The organism is Caulobacter sp. ALps2, assembly GCF_058681635.1.
Map to the genome: position 1 here is coordinate 334,956 of NZ_CM178743.1, position 22,544 is coordinate 357,499.

Sequence of the window (22,544 nt, forward strand, 5' to 3'; positions counted from 1 at the left end):
GGGGTGCTTCCTCGTGATTTGCAGGCAGTCAAACATGCGTATGAATACGCCGCAACCGCCCTACCCCCTTCTCACCCCGAGCTTGCTGATCGCGTGCACGAAGTTGTTCGGGGCGATCTCGATGTTTCCGGTCCAGTTCAGGTCCGGGAACCGCGCCAGGATCTGGCGATAGGCTTCCTCCAGCTGGATCTGGGCCACGCGCTTGCCGATGCAGGTGTGGGGGCCGTAGCCGAAGGCGATGTGCTTGTTCGCGTTGGCCCGGGTCACGTCCAGCCGGTCGGGATCGGGGAACATCGCCGGATCGCGATTGGCCGCGCCGTAGTACATCACGACCTTCTCGCCCTCGCGGATCAGCTGGCCGTCGACCTCGACGTCGCGGGTGGCGGTGCGCCGCATGTAGATCACCGGGCTGACCATGCGGATGAACTCGTCGACCGCGCCGCCCAAGAGCGAGGGATCATCGATCAGCTTCCGCTTCTGGTCCGGGAACTCGGTCAGCAGCTTCATCGCGCCCGACAGTGTGTTGCGGGTGGTGTCGTTGCCGGCGAACACGATCAGCAGCCATGAGCCGTCCAGATATTCGTCCGCGAGGAGCGCCCCATCCACCTGCGCGCGCGCGATCGCGGTCATCAGGTCCTCTTTCGGGTCCTCGCGACGCTTCAGGAGCATCGTGCGGCCGTAGTCGAACATCTCCTCGACACCGTTGTTGAAGTCCTGGACGAACTGCATCAGCTCCAGGGTCGGCGCGATCGGGGCGGCGGCGTTCTGCACCGCCAGGTCCTGGGCGCGTTCCAGATAGTGCATCCACTTCAGGAAGCGGGGCCGGTCCTCGGGCGGCACGCCCAGGATTTCGCACAGGGTGAACAGCGGCAGGATCGAGCTGAAGTGCTCGACCATGTCGATCTCGCCTCCCCCGGCCAGCAGTGGCTCCATCTCGTCCAGCAGCCGGGTCACCTCGCCCCGCACCCGTTCGGTCAGACCACGCAGATAGGCCGGAGTAAAATAGGGCATGTGCTCGCGGCGCAGCTGCAGGTGATGCGGCGCGTCGAGATTGATCATGGTGTCCATCGACGCCCGGAACAGCAGGGCGTGGCGTTTGTCCGGCGGCCCCATCGACATCAGGATGCCGCCGCGCTGGGACGAGAAGGTCTCCGGATCGCCGTTGACCCGCTGGACGTCCTCGTAACGCGTCAGGGCCCAGAAGCCGGGACCGCCGAACGGCTCGCCATGCCACATGACCGGGGCCTCGGTGCGCATCCTCGCGAAGTCGGCCCAGGGCTGGCCCTGCTTGAAGCGGAAGATGTCGGCGAGGTCGACGCCGCTCAGGGTCGGATAGGTGGGCGGCGCCCCCGGCCCGGCGATGCCGTCCACTACCGTCTGGCTGATCAGGTCCATCGCACGCCTCCCAAGGACGCTCTCATGAACGCCGTTCTTTGGCGCGACGATACCCCCGAAACGCGTCGAACCAACGGCGCCGCGACGGCAACTTGCGTGATCGCGAAAGGTGCGCGCATCCTGCCAACTGAACGCCGATCACGCGGGACACACGCGGGCGGCCCGAGCCCTTCTGAACGGAAGGGCTCAAACTAAAAGATGAGCGCGCCCAAGCGCGCTCCAGGGAGAGAGACGATGACCGGGATCATCGAGGCCGACTACGTCATCGTGGGCGCCGGCTCGGCCGGCTGCGTGCTGGCCGCGCGGCTGTCCGAAGGCGGACGCTTCAAGGTCGTCCTGCTGGAGGCCGGCGGCGACGACAGGCCCACCAAGAACCTCGGACAGTTCGCCTCGAACCTGATGATCCACATCCCGGTCGGCTACTCCTCGACCCTGAAGGATCCCAAGGTCAACTGGCTCTACCAGACCGAGCCCGACCCCGGCACGGGCGGGCGAACCCACGTCTGGCCGCGCGGCAAGGTGCTGGGCGGCTCGTCCTCGATCAACGGCCTGCTCTATATCCGCGGCCAGCACGCCGACTATGACGGCTGGCGGCAGCTGGGTTGCGCGGGCTGGGGTTGGGACGACGTGGTCCCCTACTTCCGCCGCGCCGAGCACCAGGAGCGCGGCGGCTGCGACTGGCACGCGACGGGCGGCCCACTGAATGTCTCGGACGTGACGACCAAGCATCCGGTCTCGGACGCGGTGATCGAAGCCTGCGAGCAGGCCGGCATCCCGCGCAACGACGACGTCAACGGCTCGTCGCAGGAAGGCGCGACCTACTACCAGCTCACGGTCAAGAACGGCCAGCGCTGCTCGGCGGCGGTGGCCTATCTGCACCCGGCCATGAGCCGCCCGAACCTCACGGTCGAGACCAACGCCTTGGCGGGCAAGATCCTGTTCGAAGGCCGCCGCGCCACCGGCGTCGAGTTCACCCAGAACGGCGTCAGGCGAGTGGTCATGGCCCGCGCCGAGGTGATCCTGTCGGGCGGGGCGATCAATTCGCCGCAGCTCTTGCAGCTGTCCGGCGTCGGCCCGGCCGAACTCCTGATCCGCAACGGCGTCCAGGTGGTCCACGACCTGCCCGGCGTCGGCGAGAACCTGCAGGACCACTACGTGATGAGCGTGCGCTATCGGCTGAAGGCCGGCGTGGTCTCGGTCAACGAGCAGTCCAAGGGCGGCCGCCTGGCCGGCGAGGCGCTGCGCTACCTCTTCCAGCGCAAGGGCCTGCTGACCCTGTCGGCGGCGCACATCGCCGCTTTCTGTAAATCTCGTCCCGACCTCGCGGGACCCGACATCCAGTTCCACATCCTGCCCGCGACCATGGACCTGGATAAGCTGGTCAACGAGCAGAAGATGGAGCTGGAGAACGCTCCCGGCCTAACCATCGCCCCCTGCCAGCTGCGCCCCGAAAGCCGTGGCCACATCCGCATCAAGTCGGCCGATCCCTCCGTCTATCCGACCATCTTCGCCAACTACCTCGCCGATCCGCTGGACCAGGAGGTCGCCGTCGCGGGCCTGAAATGGGCGCGCAAGATCGGCCAGGCTCCGGCGCTGGCGCCGTATGTCGACAGCGAGCTCAATCCGGGCGGCGAGTTCAGCGCCGACGAGCAACTTCTGGCCTATGCCCGCCTGTCTGGTTCGACGATCTACCACCCGGTCGGCACCTGTCAGATGGGCCAGGGTCCGATGGCCGTGGTCGACGCCCAGTTGCGCGTGCATGGGATCGAAGGCCTTCGGGTCGTCGACGCCTCGGTCATGCCGCGCCTCGTATCGGGCAACACCAACGCCCCCACCATCATGATCGCCGAGAAGGCCAGCGACATGATCCGGCAAGCCGCCCGCGCGCCCGTCGCCGCCTAGGAGGTATCGAGATGCACCCCTACCTCCACGCCCAGACACAAGGCGACAAGCCCGCCTACATCATGGCCGGCTCGGGCGAGGTCGTGACCTATGCCCAGCTGGACGAGCGGTCGAACCAGGGAGCACATCTGTTCCGGTCACTGGGCCTGACCCAGGGCGACGTCATCGCTATCCTGATGGAGAATAACGCCCGCTTCTTCGAGGTCGCCTGGGCGGCCCAGCGGGCGGGGCTGTACTTCGTCTGCGTCTCGACCAAGCTGACGGCCAGCGAGGTCGAATATATCCTCAAGGACTGTGGGGCGAAGGTCTTCGTCACCTCCGTCGCCATGGGTCCGCTGATCGACGAGGTCGCCCGGCTCGTTCCGGATCTGACCCTGTTCGCGATCGGCGGCGCCCAAGGCGCTTATGCCGACTTCGAGGAAGCCCGCGCGCCCGAACCGACCACGCCGATCGCCGACGAGAGCGCCGGCTCGGACATGCTCTATTCGTCCGGCACCACCGGCCGGCCCAAGGGGGTGAAGCCCGCCCTGAACGGGGCCCCGATCGACGCGCCCAACGCCTTGCAGATGATGGCCCAGGGGCTGTTCGGCTTCAGTGGCGACAGCGTCTACATCTCGCCCGCCCCACTCTACCACGCCGCCCCGCTGCGCTGGTGCATGACCGTCCACAAACTGGGCGGCACGGTGATCGTGATGGAGAAGTTCGAGCCCGAGGCGGCCCTCGCTTTGATCGAAAAGTACAAGGTCAATTGCGGCCAGTTCGTCCCGACCCATTTCGTGCGGATGCTGAAACTGCCTGAGGCCGTGCGCGCCAAGTACGACGTCTCCAGCATGAAGTCGGCGGTCCATGCCGCCGCCCCCTGCCCCGTCCCGGTCAAGGAGCAGATGATCGCCTGGTGGGGCCCGGTGATCTACGAGTACTACGCCGGCACCGAGGGCAACGGTTTCTGCTGGATCAACTCGGACAACTGGCTGGCCCACAAGGGCAGTGTCGGCCAGGCGGTGCTGGGCGAGCTGCGCATCTGCGACGACGCCGGAGATCCGGTCCCGGCCCGCACCGAAGGCGCGGTCTATTTCGCCAACGGCCCGGCGGTGAACTACCACAACGCCCCCGACAAGACCGCCGAGAGCTACAACAAGCATGGCTGGACGACCCTGGGCGACGTCGGCTGGGCCGACGAGGACGGCTACCTCTACCTGACCGACCGCAAGAGCTTCATGATCATCTCTGGCGGGGTGAATATCTATCCGCAGGAGATCGAGAACCTGCTGATCACCCATCCCAAGGTCGCAGACGCCGCCGTGGTCGGCGCCCCGTGCGAGGAGATGGGCGAGCAGGTCGTGGCGGTCATCCAGCCGATGGCCTGGCTCGACGACAATTCCGACCTCGCCGCCGAGCTGATGGCCTTCGCCCGCGCCAACCTCAGCCACGTGAAGTCGCCCCGGCGGATCGACTTCATGGCGGAACTGCCGAGGCATCCGACGGGCAAGCTGTACAAACGGCTGATCCGGGATGCGTACTGGGGCAAGGGCGAGAGCCGGATCGTCTAGGGTGGAAAGTTATACGCAGATTTCAGATTTGCGTATAACTTGGCGGCATGATCGAGCGGCTGCCCCTTTCGGCGCACACCAGCTATGCCGAGCTGATGGAACGCCTGCGTCTTGGACGCGTCGGCGACTATCCGCCGGGCTCGAGCTTCGTGTCGAAGACTGTGAAGGGCCGGCTCTACTGGTACGTCCAGATGCCGACCGGCGGCGCGCAGAGCCGCCGCCAGGTCTATATCGGCCCCGACAGCGAGGAGCTGCGCGAGACAATCGCGCGGCACGGCGAACACCGCGCCGATCTCGACGATCGCCGCCGCCTGGTGGCCGCCATCATCGCCTCTGGCGCGCCGCGACCTGACCGAACCAGCGGCGAGATCATCCAAGCGCTCGCGGCGGCGGGAGCCTTCCGCCTGCGCGCCTTGCTAATCGGCACGGTAGCCTTCCAGACCTATGCGGCTCACCTGGGCGTGCGCCTGCCCGTCACCAGCCTGGCGACCTTGGATCTAGACGTCGCCCAGGACTTCGGCATCGCCTCCAACCTGGACGACACCCTCGATCGCCCACTGCTGGACATCCTGCGCGAGCTGGATCCGCGCTTCGCACCGGTCAGCTACGCCTTCGACGCCCGCCGCACGACCAGCTACTCGCTGGGCGAGCGCTACCGACTGGACGTGCTAACGACCAATCGCGGCGCGCCGCGCGACAAGCCCTCGTATCTGCCGACGCTGAAGAGCGACGCTGTCCCGTTATCCTACATGGACTTCCTGCTGCGCGACCCAATCCAGACCGCCGCGCTGCATGGCGGCGGCGTGCTGGTGAACGCGCCCGCCCCGGCGCGCTACGCAGTCCACAAGCTGATCGTGAGCCGGGATCGCAAGGTGAACCCCGAGAAGGGCGTCAAGGATCGCCTGCAAGCGGCTCAGCTCATCAACGCCCTCAGCCAGGACGACCCCTTCGCCCTGCGTGACGCCTATGCCGAAGCCCGTGACCGCGGCGAGACCTGGCGCGAGCTGCTGAACCAGGCCGACAGCCTGCTCCCCGCCGACGCCCGCGCCGTGCTGGAAAGCTGACAGCCCGACCGGCGCTAGCCCCGGCGCGCCATCCGCCGGGGCCGCCGCTGGGATCAGGCGGACTCGCTGGGGATCTGGGAGACGCGGAGCGAGCTAGAGTGGAAGACACCGGCGCGCGGCCTGTTCCCCGCGCGCATCCGTCTTGTCCGCGAAATCCGCGAAAGGTCAAAATTCGCCCATGACGCGAGCAGACGCGCCCACGATAGCGGCGCCGGGGCTGACAAGCGCGGCCGCACCACCCTAACTAGGCCGTATGTTCGCTGCTCTCCTCGACCGCCTCCCGAAGACCGCCACCGCGCCCTTCTGCCCGGCCGAGGTGCGGGGCGCCGTTGTCGTGCCCGACGGCATACCCACCTGGAAGCGGATGCTGCGGGTGGCCGGCCCCGGCCTGCTGGTCAGCGTCGGCTACATGGATCCCGGCAACTGGGCGACCGACATCGAGGCGGGGTCGCGGTACGGGACCTCCCTGCTGTTCGTGGTGGTGCTGTCGAGTCTGGCGGCGATCGTGCTGCAGACCCTGTCGATGCGCCTCGGCCTCGTCACCGGCAAGGACCTCGCCCGCATGTCCCGCGAGCGGTTCGGGCCGCGCACGGTCAAGGTCCAGTGGCTGCTGGCCGAGCTGGCCATCATCGCCTGCGACATCGCCGAGGTGTTAGGCAGCGCCCTGGCCTTCAAGCTGCTGCTGGGCATCCCACTGTGGGCCGGGGTGCTGCTGACGGCGCTGGACACGGTCATCGTGCTGGGCCTGAAGGGCAAGGGCTTCCGACAGCTGGAAGCCATCATCCTGGGCCTGATCTCGACGGTCGGGATCTGTTTCCTGGCGCAGTTGATCCTGGCCCCGCCGAACGGCGCCGACGTGGCGCGGGGCCTCGTGCCGTCGCTCTCGGCGCTCCAACAGGGCAACGCCCTCTATCTGGCGATCGGCATTCTGGGCGCGACGATCATGCCGCATAACCTCTACCTGCACTCGGCGATCGTGCAGACGCGGGTGACGCCGGCCGACGAGCCGGGCAAGCGGGCCGCCATCCGCCTGTCGACCATCGACACGGTCGTGTCGCTGCTGCTGGCCCTGCTGATCAACGCCGCCATCCTGATCCTGGCGGCCTCGGCCTTCCACGGCGCGGGCCTGACGGAGGTGGCCGGCATCGAGGAGGCCCACCAGCTGCTGGCCCCGGTCACCGGCGGCGTGCTGGCCGGGGTGCTGTTCGCCGTCGCCCTGTTCGCCTCGGGCCAGAGCTCGACCTTCACCGGCACCATCGCCGGCCAGGTGATCCTGGAGGGCTTCCTCGATTTGAAAATCCCCTGCTGGCAAAGGCGGTTGATCACCCGGGGCCTGGCCATCGTTCCGGCCCTGATCGGCGTGCTGACCCTGGGCGAGCACTCGGTCGGCAAGCTGTTGATCCTGACCCAGGTGGTGCTGTCGGCCCAGTTGCCTTTCGCCATCTGGCCCCTGCTGCGCTTTACCGACGACAAGGCGCTGATGGGAGCCTTCGCCAATGGATGGATCACCAAGAGCATCGCCTGGTTCCTGTTCGTGGTGATCTCGGCGGCCAATGTCTGGCTGGTGGTCAGCACCTTCTCCGGTTGACCCCGGCCGCCCGGACTGGTCTCTATCCGAACAACTGTTCGAGGGAGAGAAATGCCATGAAGGAAGTCGCCTATGCCGACGTCGCCAGCCTGGTCGGCCAGGAGATCGGCGTGTCCGACTGGGTCGAGGTCACCCAGGAGCGCGTCAACCTGTTCGCCGAGGCCACCGGCGACCACCAGTGGATCCACGTCGACGTCGAGCGCGCCACCCGCGAGATCGGCGGCCCGATCGCCCACGGCTACCTGACCCTCTCCCTGATCCCGATGCTGGGCGCGGATATCCTGCGCGTCACCGGCGTCACGCGCGGCATCAACTATGGCTGCGACAAGGTCCGCTTCACCGGCATGGTCCGGGTCGGCAAGCGCGTGCGCATGCGCCAGAAGCTGCTGTCCGCCGAGCCCAAGTCGGGCGGCCTGCAGATGAAGAACGAGTGCACCATCGAGATCGAAGGCGAAGAGCGCCCGGCCTGCGTGGCCGAGACGATCTCGGTGATCTACGGCTAGTCCCACTTCGGCTGAAATCGAGGGATACCTGTCATTTCCCCTGGCGGCCGTTCGCGATAGCGAGCGGGCCTGCCGTCAGGGGATTTGCATGCTCGAACTCCGCCCCAACTGCGAACTGTGCGACGTCGATCTGCCGCCGGACGCCCTGAACGCCCGCATCTGCGGCTACGAGTGCACCTACTGCGCCGACTGCGCTGACGGGGTGCTGCACAATGTCTGCCCCACCTGCGGCGGCGGCTTCGCGCCGCGGCCGATCCGGCCACGGCAGGCCTACCACCATCCGCATATTTCACTCGGCCTGGGCTTCCATCCGGCCAGCGTCGTCCGCAAGTACAGCCGCTGGGACCCGGACCAGATCGCCGCCATGACCGCGCGGCTGAAGGACGTCTCTCCGGAGGAGCGCTAGATGGCCAAGCAGCATGACTACACCTGCCTGATCGAATGGACCGGCGATCGGGGCGACGGCACGCGCACCTATCGCGGCTATGACCGCGCCTGGAACATCGCCACGCCGGGCAAGCCGGTCGTCAGCTGCTCCAATGATCCGCTGCTGGGCGGCGACCCAACGCTGCACAATCCCGAGGACCTGCTGCTGTCCTCGCTCAGCGCCTGCCACATGCTTTGGTACCTGCATCTGGCCTCGACAGCCGGGATCGTGGTGCGCGGCTACCAGGACCAGCCGATCGGCGTTGGCGAAAGCACGCCCGACGGCGCCGGCCGCTTCCTCGGCGCCACCCTGAAGCCGCATATCCGAGTCGAGCGCGGCGCGGACCTGACCAAGGCCGACGCCATCCACCACGAGATCCACAAGGTCTGCTTCATCGCCCGCTCGGTGAACTTCCCGGTCGACTACGCGGCGACCTACGAAGAGATCGACTGAAGGGCCTTGGCGGTCGCGGCATCCGCCGGCAGGAAAGTCTCGATCGCCAGTTCCGAGACCATGACGTCCAGCGGCGAGCCGAAGGTCATGGTGGCCGACAGGAACGACAACTCGCCATGCGGCGTCTTCAGGCGCAACGGCGCGGCGATCAGGCCTTCGCCGGCGCGGGGATGGGCCTCGCCGCCGGGATAGGCCGACAGCTCGCGGATCAGATCGGCCAGCTCGGCGTCGCCGCTCTCGGCCAACTGACGGCGCAGGCGCGACAGGATGTGGCCGCGCCATTCGGCCAGGTTGGCGATGCGCGGGGCCACGCCCTCGGGGTGCAGGCTTATCCGCGGCACATTGACCTGACCCTCCAGCAGCTTGGGCGCGACGCCCGCCAGCAGCGGCGCGAGGCCGGCGTTGCTGGCGAGCATGGTCCAGCGACGGTCGATCGCCAGGGCCGGGAACGGCATGTGGGCGTGCAGCACCGCCTCGACCGCCGTCCGCACGGCGGCCAGGCCCGGGTCGTCATAGGACCGCTCGGGGAACACCGGCGCGAAGCCGGCGGCCAGCAGCAGGGCGTTGCGTTCGCGCAAGGGGACCTCCAGGTGCTCCGCCAGGCGCAGCACCATGTCCCGGCTGGGCGTGGCGCGCCCGGTCTCCAGGAACGACAGGTGGCGGGTCGAGATCTCGGCGTCCAAGGCCAGGTCCATCTGGCTGAGCCGCCGCTTCTGGCGCCAGTCGCGCAGGCGCTCGCCAATCGAGGGGCCGGAGGTGGTCGTGGTGTTCATGCCCTGGAAGCTAGGACGTTGGCCGCGGCTTGCCCATGACCTCGCGGGTAAACGCCCCCCCGTTGCGGCCTCTTCAAAACGGGAGCACGAAAGCGCCATGACTCCAAAAACCCACGCCCGCGCCCTCCTGCTCTCGCTCCTGCTCTGCGGCGCCGCCATGCCCGCCTTCGCGCAAAGTCCGCCTGTACCGGCCATTCTGAAGACGGCGGAAGCCCATGACATCCACTCCTACGCTCAGCCGCTGGTGGCCCGCGTCACCCATATCGACCTGGATCTGACCGCCGACTTCGTCGGCCAGAAGATGACCGGCACGGCCGCCCTCGACATCGCCGCCGCGCCTGACGCGAAAGAGGTCGTGCTCGACAGCAAGGGCCTGGTGATCCACGACGTCACGGACGCCAAGGGTAACGCCCTGCGCTGGACCCTGGGCAAGGCCGATCCGATCCTGGGCGCGCCGCTGGCCGTGACCTTGAACGGCGCCAAGCGGATCATCATCCGCTACGACAGCGCCCCCGACGGCGCGGCCCTGCAATGGCTGACCCCCGCCCAGACCGCCGGCAAGAAGAGCCCCTACCTGTTCAGCCAGGGCGAGGCGATCCTGAACCGCAGCTGGATTCCCACCCAGGACAGCCCCGGCATCCGCCAGACCTGGACCGCCCGCATCGTCGCGCCCAAGGGCCTGAAGGCGGTGATGAGCGCCCAGATGCTGACGCCCAACGGCGAACCGCTGGCGGACGGCAGCCGCGCTTATCGCTTCGAGATGGACAAGCCGGTCGCCTCGTACCTGATCGCCCTCGCGATCGGCGACCTGACCTTCACCCCGCTGGGCAAGCGCACCGGCGTCTATACCGAGCCGTCGGTCATGAAGAAGACGGCGAGCGAGCTGATCGATGTCGAGAAGATGGTCGCGGCCGCCGAGAGCCTCTACGGCCCCTATGCCTGGGGCCGTTACGACCTTCTGGTGTTGCCGCCGTCGTTCCCGTTCGGCGGCATGGAGAACCCGCGCCTGACGTTCGCCACGCCGACCATCATCGCTGGCGATCGCTCGCTGGTCAGCCTGGTGGCGCATGAGCTGGCGCACTCGTGGTCGGGCAACCTGGTGAACAACGCCACCTGGTCGGACTTCTGGCTAAACGAGGGGTTCACCGACTATTTCGAGAACCGGATCATGGAGCGGCTGTACGGCAAGCCGCGCGCCGACATGCTGGCCGACCTGGGCTGGAGCGACCTGCAATCGGCGATCGCCGACGCAGGGGGTTTGACGGGCGCCGACACCCGCCTGCACCTGGATCTCACGGGCCGTGATCCCGACGACGGCATGACCGACATCGCCTACCAGAAGGGCGCGACCTTCCTGCGGACGATCGAGAAGGCCGTCGGCCGGCCGCGCTGGGACGCCTATCTCAAGGCCTATTTCGCCCGCCACGCCTTCCAGAGCCAGACCACGGCCGGCTTCGTCGCCGACCTGCGCGAGCACCTGATCAAGGGCGATCCCAAGCTCGAGGCGGCCATCGGCATCGACAAGTGGGTCTATGAGGTCGGGCTGCCGGACAACGCCGTGCACGTGAAGTCGGCCGCTTTCCCGGCCGTCGACGCCCTGGCCGCCGCCTACGCCAAGGGCGGCGCCGCGCCCGCCGCCAAGTGGCGGACCTGGAGCACGCCCGAGCGCACCCGCTTCGTGGCCAGCCTGCCGCGCAAGCTGTCGGATGAGCGTCTCGTAACCTTGGAAAAGGCCTTTGGCCTGGACGCCCAAGGCAACAGCGAGATCCGCTTCGTCTGGCTGGAACTGGCCGTGGCCAACCGCCACCAGCCGGCGGTGGCTTCGCTGGAGGCCTTCCTCACCGACCAGGGCCGCCGCAAGTTCGTGGCCCCGCTGTTCAAGGACCTGATGGCCCAGGGCGACTGGGGCCAGCCGATCGCCAAGCGAATCTACGGGAAGACGCGGCCGCTCTATCACGCGGTGACGCGTCAGACGGTGGACGGGATCGTGAAATGAAAAACGGCCGCCGGATCGCTCCGGCGGCCGCTTTCTTCAGTCGTAGGCGGGTGTTCAGTGCTTGATCGCGTCGCCGACCTTGTCCTGGACCTTGCCGACCTTGTTCTGGATGTCGCCCTTGGCCTTTTGGGCGGCGCCCTCGGCTTCCAGACGTTCGTTGTCGGTGGCCTTGCCGACGGCTTCCTTGACGGCGCCGGCGCCCTTGTCGATAGCGCCTTCCACACGATTGGTGCTCATGGCTCACTCCTGCTGGGTTGCTGTTGTTGCGTTGCAGAAGAAACGGGCCGAGACCGTGCCTGGTTCCTGGAATTTCCTAGTGTGACGCGCCCATCGCCATGGCCGAGACGGCCACCGCCGGAATGGCGCCGGGCATGGCCGGTTCAGGCTTGGCCAGCCGCGCCTGGGTCACCGGCGCGCCGGGAAGCTTGTCCAGCATGGCCAAGGTTTCGCGGATGAACTTGGCGTGGGTGACGATGCCGATTTCCAGGCGTTCGCCCGACAGCTCGACCTGCTGGGTCAAGAGACCGGCCACGAACTGGACCTCCTGGCTCTCGCTGGCGCCGGGCCGGCGGCGCGCGCCTTCGGCCATGAACACGGGGCCACCCGAATTGCCGGGGAACACCGAGAAGTCCATCAGGAAGGTCGGGAAGTTCGTCGCCGGCGCCAGCGGATAGCTGGCCACCCGGCCCGAACGCAGGATCGGGAAGCCCGCCGGGTTCGCCGAGAGACCGCGTGGGAAGCCCAGCGCCATCATCTCGTCGCCCGGACCCAGATTATACTGGTTGAAGGTGTCGTCCTGGGCCAGGTACTTCATCGGGATGGCCGCCTTGACGAACTCGGGCGGAGCCTCGACGACCATGGCCGCGACGTCGCGGGTCGGGTGCTTGACCCACAGCGGATGGTCGCCGTCGCGGATCTTCAGGGTCTCGGGATCGAAGCGCCAGACACCGCCGTCGCCCTCGATGCGATAGCCGATCTTGGCCGACACCGACGGCATCTTCTCGAAGACATGGGCGGCGGTCACCAGGATGACCCGCGGCTTGCCGTCGGGCGTGGGATCGGAAATGAGAAAGCCCGTGCCGACGGTCCGCGAACCATCGCCTAGCGGCTGTTCAAGCTGGACCGTCGCCTTGATCAGGTCGACGGACAGATCCCAGGCCATATCGCCCCCTTGGTGCTTACGCTTTACTCGCCCGACTGCTGAGGGAATTTGACCACAGGAATCTCGCGCCGCAAGTTGTCGTTCTGCCGCACTTGCGCGTTGTGTTGGGTTACGGGGGAATTTGCGCATGGATCGCCGACGCCTGATGACGAGCGCCGCCGCGGCGCTTACGTCATCCCCCATAATCTTGTCTGGAACAGCTTTCGGGTCCCCCATGTCTGTCGAGAACGCCGCTCGCCCCACGCCGCCGGTCGCCAAGAAGATTCCCAAGACCATCCAGCAGCTGGGACGCAGTCGCACCGACGACTATGCCTGGATGAAGGACGACAACTGGCAGAAGGTCCTGCGCGACCCGTCCTTGATCAAGGCCGACGTCAAGGAGCACCTGACGGCGGAGAACGCCTACACCAAGGCCATGCTGGCCTCGACGGAAGGCCTTCAAGAAAAAATGTTCGCGGAGATGAAGGGGCGCATCAAGGAAGATGACGCGTCGGTGCCCGCGAAAGACGGTCCCTTTGCTTATTACACGCGCTTCGAGAAGGGCGCGCAGCATCCGATCCACGCTCGTAAGCCTCACGGTGGCGGCGCCGAGGAGATCCTGCTCGACGAAGAAACCGAGTCAAAGGGCAAGGCCTTCTATCAGGTCGGCGCGGCCAGCCACTCGCCGGACCACAAGCTCTACGCCTTCGCCGTCGACGAACAGGGCTCCGAAGTCTACCGCATCCAGGTCAAGGACCTCTCCAGCGGCAAGGTGCTGGAAAGCCCGGTGGAGAGCACCACGGGCGACTTCTGCTTCTCGCCCGACAGCCAGTGGCTGTACTGGACATTCCGCGACGACAACGGTCGTCCAGCCAAGATCTACCGCCGCCCGACGCGGGGGACGGCCAAGGACGACGTGCTGATCTATGACGAGCCCGACGAAGGCTTCTTCATCGGCGTCGGCGTCACGGCGTCCGAGAAGTATGTCGTGATCTCTTGCGGCAATCAGGAGACCAGCGAGGCGCTGATCATCCCGGCCGCCACGCCGACCGCCACGCCGGTCGTCTTCCACCCGCGCGAGGTGGGCCTGCGTTACGAGCCCGAGCACTGGAACGACCACTGGGTGATCCGCACCAACGCCGACGGCGCGGTGGACTGGAAGCTTGCCACGACCCCCGAAAACGCCACCGGCAAGGCGAACTGGAAGGACTGGATCGCCCACCACCCGGGCCGCCTGATCTCCGGGACCATGGCCTTCAAGCGCTGGTTCGTGCGCCTGGAGAAGGTCGACGCCCTGAACCAGGTGATCGTCACCGCCGAGAAGGGCGAAGAGCACGCCATCGCCTTCGACGAGGCCGCCTACGCACTGAGCCTCGAAGGCGGCTACGAGTACGACACCGACAATCTGCGCTTCGTCTACAACTCGATGACCACGCCCCGGCAGTGGTTCGACTACGACATGGCCTCGCGCCAGCGCACCCTGCGCAAGACGCAGGAAATCCCCTCGGGCCACGACCCGGCCCAGTACGAGACCCGCCGCCTGAACGCCAAGGCCTCGGATGGGACCGACGTGCCGATCTTCATCCTGATGAAGAAGGGGACCAAGCTGGATGGCTCGGCCCCGCTGCTGCTGTACGGCTACGGCAGCTATGGCATCGCCATGGAGCCCAGCTTCTCGATCCGGAACCTCAGCTTGGTCGACCGTGGCTGGATCTGGGCCACGGCCTGTCCGCGCGGCGGCTCCGAAAAAGGCTGGGGCTGGTTCCTGGACGGCAAGAAGTTCAAGAAGAAGAACACCTTCACCGACTTCATCGCCTGCGCCGAGCACCTGCATGGGGCCGGCTACGGCAAGCCGGCCAACACGGTGGCCTATGGCGGCTCGGCGGGGGGGCTCTTGATGGGGGCGATTACGAACATGCGGCCGGACCTGTTCGCCGGGATCATCGCCGCCGTGCCGTTCGTCGACGTGGTCAACACCATGAGCGACACCACCCTGCCCCTGACCCCGCCGGAGTGGCCCGAGTGGGGCAATCCGCTGGAAGACAAGGAAGCCTACGACTACATCGCCAGCTACTCCCCGTACGACAACGTCACGGCGAAGCCTTATCCGGCCGTGCTGGCCACCGGCGGCCTGTCGGACCCGCGCGTCACCTACTGGGAACCGGAGAAGTGGGTCGCCAAGCTTCGCCCCGCCACGACCAGCGGCAAACCTGTCCTGCTGAAGATCAATATGGATGCTGGCCACGGCGGCGCGTCCGGGCGCTTTGACTTCTTGAAAGAGATCGCCTTGGACTATGCCTTCGCGGTGTGGGCGGTGGACAAGGGTTGGACCAAGGCGTGAGTTTAGCGATCAGGGCGTCGACCGACGCCGACGTGCCGGCGATCACCGCCATCTATGCCTGGAACGTCCTGAACGGCCTGGGCACCTTCGAGGAGGTTCCGCCGGACGAGGCCGAGATGGCCCGCCGCCGCGCGGCCTTCCTGGATCGCGGCCTGCCCTATCTGGTCGCCGAACTGGACGGCGCGGTGCTCGGCTATTGCTATGCCGGCCCGTTCCGCCTGCGCGCGGCCTATCGCTACACGGTCGAGGACAGCGTCTATGTTTCGCCCAAGGCGGTCGGCAAGGGCGTCGGCCGCGCCCTGCTGGAGGCTCTGATCGCGTCTTGTGAAGCTTTGGGCCTGCGACAAATGTGCGCGGTCATCGGCGACAGCGGCAACGCCGCCTCGATCGGCCTGCACGCGACCTTAGGCTTTGAGAAGAAAGGGGTTTTCCCCAGCATGGGCCACAAGTTCGGCCGCTGGGTGGACCTGGTCTGGATGCAGCGTTCGCTGAACGGCGGTGGCGAAACTCCGCCCGACACCCCCGGCATGAGTCTCAGCGGCGTCTAGCAATTGTAAAACATCGTAATTCGAAACAAGGCTTAACCAGTCCTCACCTAGTCTGCTCAGCCAAGGAACCCGGGGACAGGTCTTGCAGGGCTCGAGGACTGACGAGAAGCAGCGGACCAAGGTCGCGCTGATGCAAGCTTACGTGCCCATCGCGCGTGGGTACCTCATCGCGACCGCGATCTACTATGCCCTGATCAGCCTTTCCCATCCCTTCTACGAGACCGGCGCGGCCTTTCTAGTCTTGGAGGGCCTGGCCATCGGTTCGGCGATCTACGCCCTTGGCGGCTGGATCGCCTTGCGTCGGGGCAAGATCATGGGTCTGCCGCTGGAAGCGGTGATCCTGGGCATGAACGGCCTGTTCCTGACCAACACCCTGGCCTACCAGGCCCTGCACTTCGAGCCGCAGAAGCTGGTCTATTTCGTGCTGATGGCCCTGGTCTTCGCGACCTCGGCGCCCAGCCGGCGGGTGTCCCTGGCCAGCGTGGCCGCGGCCATCGCCGGTCTCGTCATGATGACCCGCCAGGCGCCGAAGGAGCTCGTCGACCAGTTCATGTTCGTGGGCCTCGCCGGCGCCTTCGCCGCGATCGGCATGTCGGCCCTGATGCGCGGCGTCGTCGGTCGCGAGGTCCGCGCGCGCCTGGCCAGCGAGGCCCTGAACGCCGAGCTCGCCCGCGAGCTGACCGAGAACCGCCGCCTCAAGACCGAGGCCCAGGACCTGGCCCTGACCGCCGAGACGGCCAACCGCGCCAAGACCGAGTTCCTGGCCACCATGAGCCATGAGATCCGCACGCCGCTGAACGGGGTGTTGGGCATGGCCCAGATCATGGCCGCCGGCGCCCTGGAGCCCGACCAGCGCCGACGCCTGGACACCATCAGCGCGTCTGGCCAGTCGTTGCTGACCGTGATCAACGCCATCCTCGACATCTCCAAGATCGAGGCCGGCAAGATGGACATCATCCCGGCCCCGTTCGACCTGCCGGCCCATCTGGATGCTTTGCGCCAGCTCTATGGCGGCCTGGCCCGCGACAAGGACCTGGATTTCAGCCTGGAGATCGCGCCCAGCGTGGCCGGCTGGCGACTGGGTGACGCCGATCGCCTGCGCCAGGTGCTGTCGAACCTGATCTCCAACGCCGTGAAATTCACCGACGCCGGCGGCGTGCGGGTGATCGTCGAAGGCGACGCCGCCAGTCTCTCCGCGCGCGTCATCGACACCGGCGCCGGCATTCCCGAACATCAGCGGCCGCTGCTGTTCACCAAGTTCGTCCAGCTGGACGGCTCCAGTACGCGCCGCGCCGGCGGCTCGGGCCTGGGCCTGGCGATCTGCAAGACGCTGGTCGAGCTGATGGGCGGCCAGATCGGCTTCTCGCCCTCGCCGGAGGGCGGCGCCTGTTTCTCGATCGTCCTGCCCATGGCCGAGGTCGCCTCGGCGGCCGCCTCGCCGCGGCTGGATATCGCCGCCCCGGAGGTCGACGACGAGACCGCCCCCAAGATCCTGGTGGTCGACGACAATCAGACCAACCGCGCCGTGCTGCTGACCCTGCTCGGCCATCTGGGCGTCGACGCCCACTTCGCGGTCGACGGCCGCGAAGCGGTGGCCATGTGGGAAAAGGAACGCTGGGACGCGATCCTCATGGACGTGCATATGCCGGTCATGGACGGGGTCCAGGCCAGCAAGACCATCCGCGCGGGCGAGCAACGCACCGGTCGTCCCCGCACCCCGATCATCGCCGTCACCGCCAGCGTCCTGACCCATGAGCGCTCGCTGTACGCCGAGGCCGGCATGGACGCCCTGGTGCCCAAGCCCGTCGAAATCCCCCGCCTGGTCGAAGCCCTCGCCCGGGTGCTGTCGCTGGACACCGCGGCCGAACCGGATACGCGGGGCGTGGCCTAGGACACTTCCCACGGCTTCAGGCACAAAAAAGGGGACGCCCGCCGCGTCCCCTTTTCGCTTTTCAGAAGGCTCTAGGGGCCGATCAGCCCTTGCGGCCGCGCGTCGGGGCCTTGCCCTTGCGACCGCCCTGACCCAGGCCCAGGGCCTTGGCCATCTTCGAACGGGCTTCGCTGTAGGCGGGCGCGGTCGTCGGGTAGTCGTTGGGCAGGCCCCACTTGGCCTTGTATTCGGCCACGGTCATGCCGTGGGTCGTCAGGTGGCGCTTCAGCGTCTTGTACGGCTTGCCGTCTTCGAAGCTGATCAGAGCTTCGGGCGTGATGCTCTTGCGGATCTGGGCCGGCGTGGCCTTGCTCACGGCCTCGACGGTCGGCGCGGGCGGCGCGCCAATACCAGCCAAGGCGTCGTGCGTGGCGCGGATAAGCGCCGGAAGTTCCGAAACGGGCGTGACGTTATTAGCCACATAGTTGGCGACGATTTCGGCAGTCAGTTCGATCAGGGTAGCCTTGTCTTCCACGATACAACTCCATTCCCCTAGTGTGTTCGCAAATACACCCTCACCTCGAAAACACAAGTAGTTCGTGGCCAGATTCTGCTTTAATTCGTGACTTCCTGTAACAATTGACTGTCGCCGCGCCCGTTCAACGAGGCGAATTTTCGTCAACTATACAGCTGACAACGTTGTTATCAGGCGCTGAATCAACCGCTAAACCCATGCGGGCGCCGATCTGTCTCGCAACTGCGAACTGGACTTGTGATTTAAGGCTCCCGGACCGGCAAATACCGCATCCCGAAGGATCGATGCCGCGAAGGCTTGATAGCCGACCGCCCCCTCGACTCGGACATTGCTTATCTGCACCTGAGGACGAGGCGTTCGCGGCGCAAGCCCCGGGCCCGCTCATGGCCGCCGGCTCGCCGCGCGACCAAGCTTCGCCTACGAGACGCCCCTGGCGCCCCTGCGTATGCGGCGCGCGCGACCGCCCCGCCGGATAAGCTTCGTCTAGTCTTGGATATCAGGAGGATGTGGCTGGGGAACTAGGACTCGAACCTAGAATGACGGTACCAAAAACCGCAGTGTTACCATTACACCATTCCCCAGCAGGAACGGCGAAACCCGTCAGGGCTCGGCGAGGCGGTGGAGATAGCTCACGACTCGGACGGATGCAACATCCCATTTCAGAACTTTTTTCGGGCCGTCACACGAACCTCGAAAAAGGCGCTTGCGCCCTCCGAAACCGCCCCCTATAAGGCCGGCCTCCAAGTCGGAGTGTGGCTCAGTCTGGTAGAGCACTGCGTTCGGGACGCAGGGGTCGCAGGTTCAAATCCTGCCACTCCGACCATTTACTCTCCGCCAACCAGAGGCGGAAAACCTGCCAAAAATACAGAAGCTTAGGCGCCGCGAAAGCGGCGCCGAGCCTTTGCGCGCCCGTTCGTGGGATTCGTTGCGCGCTCTTCATTTGGTCGCAACCCGAACACCAGTTAGCTTGTCGCCGGTTTCGTTAGCAGGACCTCCGATGAAGCAGTTCTTCCTGACCGTCGCCGGCGTTTTCGTCGGCCTTCTTCTGTTCGTGGTCGGAGTGCCCTTCCTGCTGATCGTGATGGCCGCCGGCGCCGCCCGCCCGGCCCCGGTCCCCACGCACACCGTCCTGCAGCTGGATCTGCGCAATCCCCTGACCGACCAGGATCCGAAGAACCCGTTCGCGGCGTTTGGCGGCGGCGGGGACTCGGTGATGTCGATCATCGAGACGCTGCGTCGCGCCGAGAAGGACGACAAGGTCGAGAGCGTCCTGGTGCGCCTGCCCGAGGGCGGCGTCGCCCCGGCCGCCGCCGATGAGCTGCGCCTGGCCTTCAAGCACTTCCGTGAGGTCGGCAAGAAGCCGATCTACGCCCACAGCCAGGGCCTGTATCCCTCCGGCATGGTCACCTCGACCTACATGCTGGGCGCGGCGACCAGCGAGTTCTGGATGCAGCCCGACTCCAGCTTCCAGGCGGTGGGCGTCTCGTCGGAGGCGATGTTCTTCAAGCGCTTCTTCGATAAGTACGGCGTCAAGGCCGAGTACGAGCAGCGCTACGAGTACAAGAACGCCGTGAACCCCTATCTCTACAGCGACTATACCCCGGCCCACCGGGACTCGACGCTGTCGTGGATGGGTTCGGTCTATCGCTCGGCCCTGACCAGCGCCGCCGTCGATCGCAAGCGTGATCCGGCCCTGATCATCAGGACCCTGGAAGATGGCCCCTACAGCGCCCAGGAAGCGCAAGCGAAGGGCCTGATCGACAAGGTCGGCCAGGTCAGCGACATCCAGGCCTTGGCGCTCGAAAAGGCCGGCAAGGGCGCCAAGCTGGTCGACTTCGACGACTATGCCAGCCGCTCCAAGTCGCCGGCCGTCAAGACCGGCCCGGCCATCGCCGTGATCGGCGCCGAGGGCGCGATCGTCACCGGCGCGGGCGGCGGCGGCTCCCCGTTCGGCGGCGACAGCAACGTCTATTCCGACGACGTGGCCAAGGCCTTCCGCGACGCGGCCGAGGACAAGGACGTCAAGGCGATCGTCTTCCGTGTCTCCTCGCCCGGCGGCTCGGACACGGCCTCGGAACAGATCCTGGCGGCCATGAAGAGCGCCAAGGCGGCCGGCAAGCCCGTCGTGGTCAGCATGGGGACCTACGCGGCCTCGGGCGGCTACTGGATCTCCAGCCAGGCCAATTCGATCGTGGCCCAGCCCTCGACCCTGACCGGCTCGATCGGCGTCTATGGCGGCAAGTTCGCCCTGGGCGACGCCCTGGCCCGCTTTGGCGTCGACACCAAGCCCCTACATGTCGGCGGCGCCTATTCCGAAGCGTTCGGCACGGCCGACGGCTTCACTCCCGACCAGCGGGCCAAGTTCGCCGGCTGGATGGACCGCATCTACGCCGGCTTCATCACCAGAGTGGCCGAGGGCCGCAAGCTGCCGCCCGAGCGCGTGCGCGAGATCGCCAAGGGCCGCGTCTGGACCGGCGAGCAGGCCAAGCAACTGGGCCTCGTCGACCAGTTGGGCGGCTTTTACGACGCCGTCGACAAGGCCAAGCAACTGGCCAAGCTGAAGGACGACGTTCGCCTCAAGCGCATGGACGGCGCCGCCTCGCCGTTCGAGGCCTTCGAACGCTTCCTGGGCGTCAGCGAGACGTCGGCCAAGACCCTGGCGGCCGCGGCCTGGGTGATGGGCGATCCGCGCTCCCAGGCGATCCTGGACGAAATGGCCAAGGCCCGCCTGCGGGCCGCGCCCGGCGGGGCGTCGGTGCTGGCCGATACGCCGGTGCGGTAGTAGACCGGGGACATGACGGCCGCCGCGTCCGCGCGGCGGCCACCGATCTTTTCGCCCCTTCGACCTTGAGTCCTTCCATGACCGTCAGCACCGCCGACCCTCTGGTTCAGGCCGTACGCCGCCTCGAGGCGGGGGATCGCGCCCGGGCCGCCGCCATTGTCGTCAAGCTGGCCGGGCAGGACGCGCCGCTGGGCGACCGATGGGGCGACGTGGCGCGCCTGGCCGCCACCCTGGGCGAGGTCTCGGCCGCCCGCGCCGCCATGCGCCGCTACGTGGCCTTGCAGCCCTACGACATCGAGCGCCGCTTGGCCTATGGCGCGATGCTGGCCGAGCTGGGCCACGTGGCGGGGGCGATCAAGGCCACCGAGGCCTACCTTCCCAACGCGCCGCGGCCGGACGCCCGCCTGCGCCACCTGCTCGGCACCTGCCATGCTCAGCTAGGCGAGACCGATAAGGCCGAGGCGCACCTGCGCGCGGCCATCGCCCAGTCGACATGGCCCGAGCTGACCGCCATCGCCTGGCTGACCCTCGCCGATCTGAAGGCGTTCTCGGCCGATGATCCCGACATCGGCGCCATGGAGGCCCTGGCCGCCGAACTGGGCGGACAGGCGCCCAGCGCCCTGCTCTATGCGCTCGGCAAGGCCTACAATGACCTCGGAGACATCGACCGGGCGTTCGAGACCTACGAGCGCGGCGCGCGCCTCGCCCGCGCTCGGCGTCCATACAGCGGCGAAGGATCGCGCCGCTTCGTCGACGAGGTGATCGCCGGCTTCACGGCCGAGGCCCTGGCCAAGCTGCCGCCCAGCGGGATCGAGAGCGATCGCCCGATCTTCGTGTTGGGCCTGCCACGCTCGGGCACGACGCTGATCGAGCAGATCCTGGCCAGCCATGCCGACGTCGCCGGAGGAAGCGAACTCAATCTGTTCCGCACCGCGACCATGGACCTTGGCGGCTATGCTCCGGCCGACGTCACCCGGGCGGCCTTCCGCCCCGACGGCGCGGACCTCTGGACCCGCTTCGGCGAGGCCTACCTACATCTGCTGGACGAGCGCTTCGGCCCCGCCGGTCGAATCGTGGACAAGACCTTGAACCACACCCGGTTCGTCGGCCTGATCCGTCATGTCCTGCCGAACGCTCGCTTCATCTGGCTGCGTCGCGCGCCAGGCGACGTGGCCCTGTCGTGCTTCCGCAGCCACTTCGCCGACGGCCTGGGCTGGACCTGGTCGCTGGCCGACATCGGCCGGCACATGGCCGACGAGGATCGCCTGTACGCCCACTGGACCAGCCTGTTTCCAGACGCGATCCTGACCGTGCCCTACGAGGAGCTGGTCGCCGATCCGAAGCCCTGGATCGAGCGGATGCTGATGCACTGTGGCCTGCCGTTCCAGGAGAACCTGCGCGACTTCCACCTGACCCCGCGGGCAGTGGCCACATCGAGCGTCAGCCAGGTACGCCAACCGATCAGCACCCGGGCCATCGGCCAGTGGAAACGCTACGAGAAGCATCTGGCGCCGTTCTTCGAGGCCTACGGGCGCTCCGCCGACTGAGGGCGCCGCTCTCCCTCCCTCGCATGACAAAGGCGGCGCGTTCGACGCGCCGCCTTTCTTGTTCGCGCAAAGAAAAAGGCGGGTCTTTCGACCCGCCTTTCCCATTTAACGTCGATCGGATCTTCGAGA

At 67.0% G+C, this 22,544-nt stretch carries 16 protein-coding genes, 2 tRNA genes and 2 pseudogenes; 14 read left to right on the top strand and 6 right to left on the bottom strand.

The genetic code is table 11. The annotated features are described in order from the left end of the window. Positions 1-60 precede the first annotated feature (60 nt). Positions 61-1,395: a cytochrome P450 gene (locus tag ACW173_RS01425; RefSeq protein ID WP_492083112.1), complete on the bottom strand. Its 1,335-nt coding sequence runs from the start codon at positions 1,393-1,395 to the stop codon at positions 61-63. Between the two features lie 234 nt (positions 1,396-1,629). On the opposite strand from ACW173_RS01425, the gene ACW173_RS01430 reads away from it, so the two are divergent. The 7 genes from ACW173_RS01430 to ACW173_RS01460 all read left to right on the top strand — a co-directional run bounded on the left by ACW173_RS01430 (position 1,630) and on the right by ACW173_RS01460 (position 8,882). Beyond that, positions 1,630-3,297 (top strand): GMC family oxidoreductase, encoded by a 1,668-nt coding sequence (locus ACW173_RS01430; protein ID WP_492083113.1) that lies wholly within the window; start codon positions 1,630-1,632, stop codon positions 3,295-3,297. A gap of 11 nt (positions 3,298-3,308) precedes the next feature. Continuing rightward, positions 3,309-4,847, top strand: coding sequence for an acyl-CoA synthetase (locus ACW173_RS01435; protein WP_492083114.1), 1,539 nt, complete (start codon positions 3,309-3,311; stop codon positions 4,845-4,847). 47 nt (positions 4,848-4,894) lie between these two features. Further along, positions 4,895-5,911: a nucleotidyltransferase family protein gene (locus tag ACW173_RS01440; protein ID WP_492083115.1), complete on the top strand. Its 1,017-nt coding sequence runs from the start codon at positions 4,895-4,897 to the stop codon at positions 5,909-5,911. A gap of 253 nt (positions 5,912-6,164) precedes the next feature. Then, positions 6,165-7,499 carry an Nramp family divalent metal transporter gene (locus ACW173_RS01445; RefSeq protein WP_492083116.1) on the top strand — a complete coding sequence of 445 codons (1,335 nt, stop codon included), beginning with the start codon at positions 6,165-6,167 and terminating at the stop codon, positions 7,497-7,499. A 56-nt stretch (positions 7,500-7,555) separates the two neighbouring features. Then, on the top strand, positions 7,556-8,002 hold the full coding sequence (locus ACW173_RS01450) for a MaoC family dehydratase (RefSeq protein WP_099580679.1): 447 nt from the start codon (positions 7,556-7,558) through the stop codon (positions 8,000-8,002). An 88-nt stretch (positions 8,003-8,090) separates the two neighbouring features. Beyond that, positions 8,091-8,408, top strand: coding sequence for a DUF1272 domain-containing protein (locus ACW173_RS01455; protein WP_492083117.1), 318 nt, complete (start codon positions 8,091-8,093; stop codon positions 8,406-8,408). After that, positions 8,409-8,882 carry an OsmC family protein gene (locus ACW173_RS01460; RefSeq protein ID WP_492083118.1) on the top strand — a complete coding sequence of 158 codons (474 nt, stop codon included), beginning with the start codon at positions 8,409-8,411 and terminating at the stop codon, positions 8,880-8,882. On the opposite strand, the gene ACW173_RS01465 is transcribed toward ACW173_RS01460, so the two are convergent. Then, positions 8,864-9,655: a helix-turn-helix domain-containing protein gene (locus ACW173_RS01465; protein ID WP_492083119.1), complete on the bottom strand. Its 792-nt coding sequence runs from the start codon at positions 9,653-9,655 to the stop codon at positions 8,864-8,866. The genes ACW173_RS01460 and ACW173_RS01465 overlap by 19 nt on opposite strands. A gap of 97 nt (positions 9,656-9,752) precedes the next feature. On the opposite strand from ACW173_RS01465, the gene ACW173_RS01470 reads away from it, so the two are divergent. Beyond that, entirely contained in the window at positions 9,753-11,651 is a 1,899-nt protein-coding gene (locus ACW173_RS01470) for a M1 family metallopeptidase (protein WP_492083120.1), read from the top strand. A 43-nt stretch (positions 11,652-11,694) separates the two neighbouring features. Here ACW173_RS01470 and ACW173_RS01475 read toward each other — a convergent pair. Then, positions 11,695-11,888, bottom strand: a pseudogene (locus ACW173_RS01475) (CsbD family protein); the annotation flags it as partial. Between the two features lie 76 nt (positions 11,889-11,964). After that, positions 11,965-12,905 (bottom strand): annotated as a pseudogene (locus ACW173_RS01480) (trypsin-like serine peptidase). A 35-nt stretch (positions 12,906-12,940) separates the two neighbouring features. Here ACW173_RS01480 and ACW173_RS01485 point away from each other — a divergent pair. From ACW173_RS01485 to ACW173_RS01495, 3 genes are all read left to right on the top strand, one after another. After that, a complete protein-coding gene (locus ACW173_RS01485; protein ID WP_492083121.1) occupies positions 12,941-15,133 on the top strand; it encodes a S9 family peptidase in 2,193 nt (730 codons plus the stop codon). Further along, a complete protein-coding gene (locus tag ACW173_RS01490) occupies positions 15,130-15,681 on the top strand; it encodes a GNAT family N-acetyltransferase (protein WP_492083122.1) in 552 nt (183 codons plus the stop codon). The genes ACW173_RS01485 and ACW173_RS01490 overlap by 4 nt, the downstream gene beginning before the upstream one ends. Before the next feature lie 82 nt (positions 15,682-15,763). Then, on the top strand, positions 15,764-17,572 hold the full coding sequence (locus ACW173_RS01495; RefSeq protein WP_492083123.1) for an ATP-binding protein: 1,809 nt from the start codon (positions 15,764-15,766) through the stop codon (positions 17,570-17,572). Positions 17,573-17,654: 82 nt separating this feature from the next. Here the strand turns inward: ACW173_RS01495 and ACW173_RS01500 are convergent, their stop codons facing one another. Together ACW173_RS01500 and ACW173_RS01505 are read right to left on the bottom strand one after the other, a co-directional pair. Beyond that, positions 17,655-18,086, bottom strand: a complete 432-nt coding sequence (locus ACW173_RS01500) for a Ros/MucR family transcriptional regulator (RefSeq protein ID WP_492083124.1) — start codon at positions 18,084-18,086, stop codon at positions 17,655-17,657. A gap of 507 nt (positions 18,087-18,593) precedes the next feature. Continuing rightward, a tRNA-Gln gene (locus tag ACW173_RS01505) sits at positions 18,594-18,667 on the bottom strand. A gap of 165 nt (positions 18,668-18,832) precedes the next feature. Here ACW173_RS01505 and ACW173_RS01510 point away from each other — a divergent pair. From ACW173_RS01510 to ACW173_RS01520, 3 genes are all read left to right on the top strand, one after another. Beyond that, positions 18,833-18,909, top strand: a tRNA-Pro gene (locus tag ACW173_RS01510). A 174-nt stretch (positions 18,910-19,083) separates the two neighbouring features. Beyond that, positions 19,084-20,868 (top strand): signal peptide peptidase SppA, encoded by a 1,785-nt coding sequence (gene sppA / locus ACW173_RS01515; protein ID WP_492083125.1) that lies wholly within the window; start codon positions 19,084-19,086, stop codon positions 20,866-20,868. Between the two features lie 77 nt (positions 20,869-20,945). Beyond that, entirely contained in the window at positions 20,946-22,415 is a 1,470-nt protein-coding gene (locus ACW173_RS01520; RefSeq protein WP_492083126.1) for a tetratricopeptide repeat-containing sulfotransferase family protein, read from the top strand. Positions 22,416-22,544: the final 129 nt, after the last annotated feature.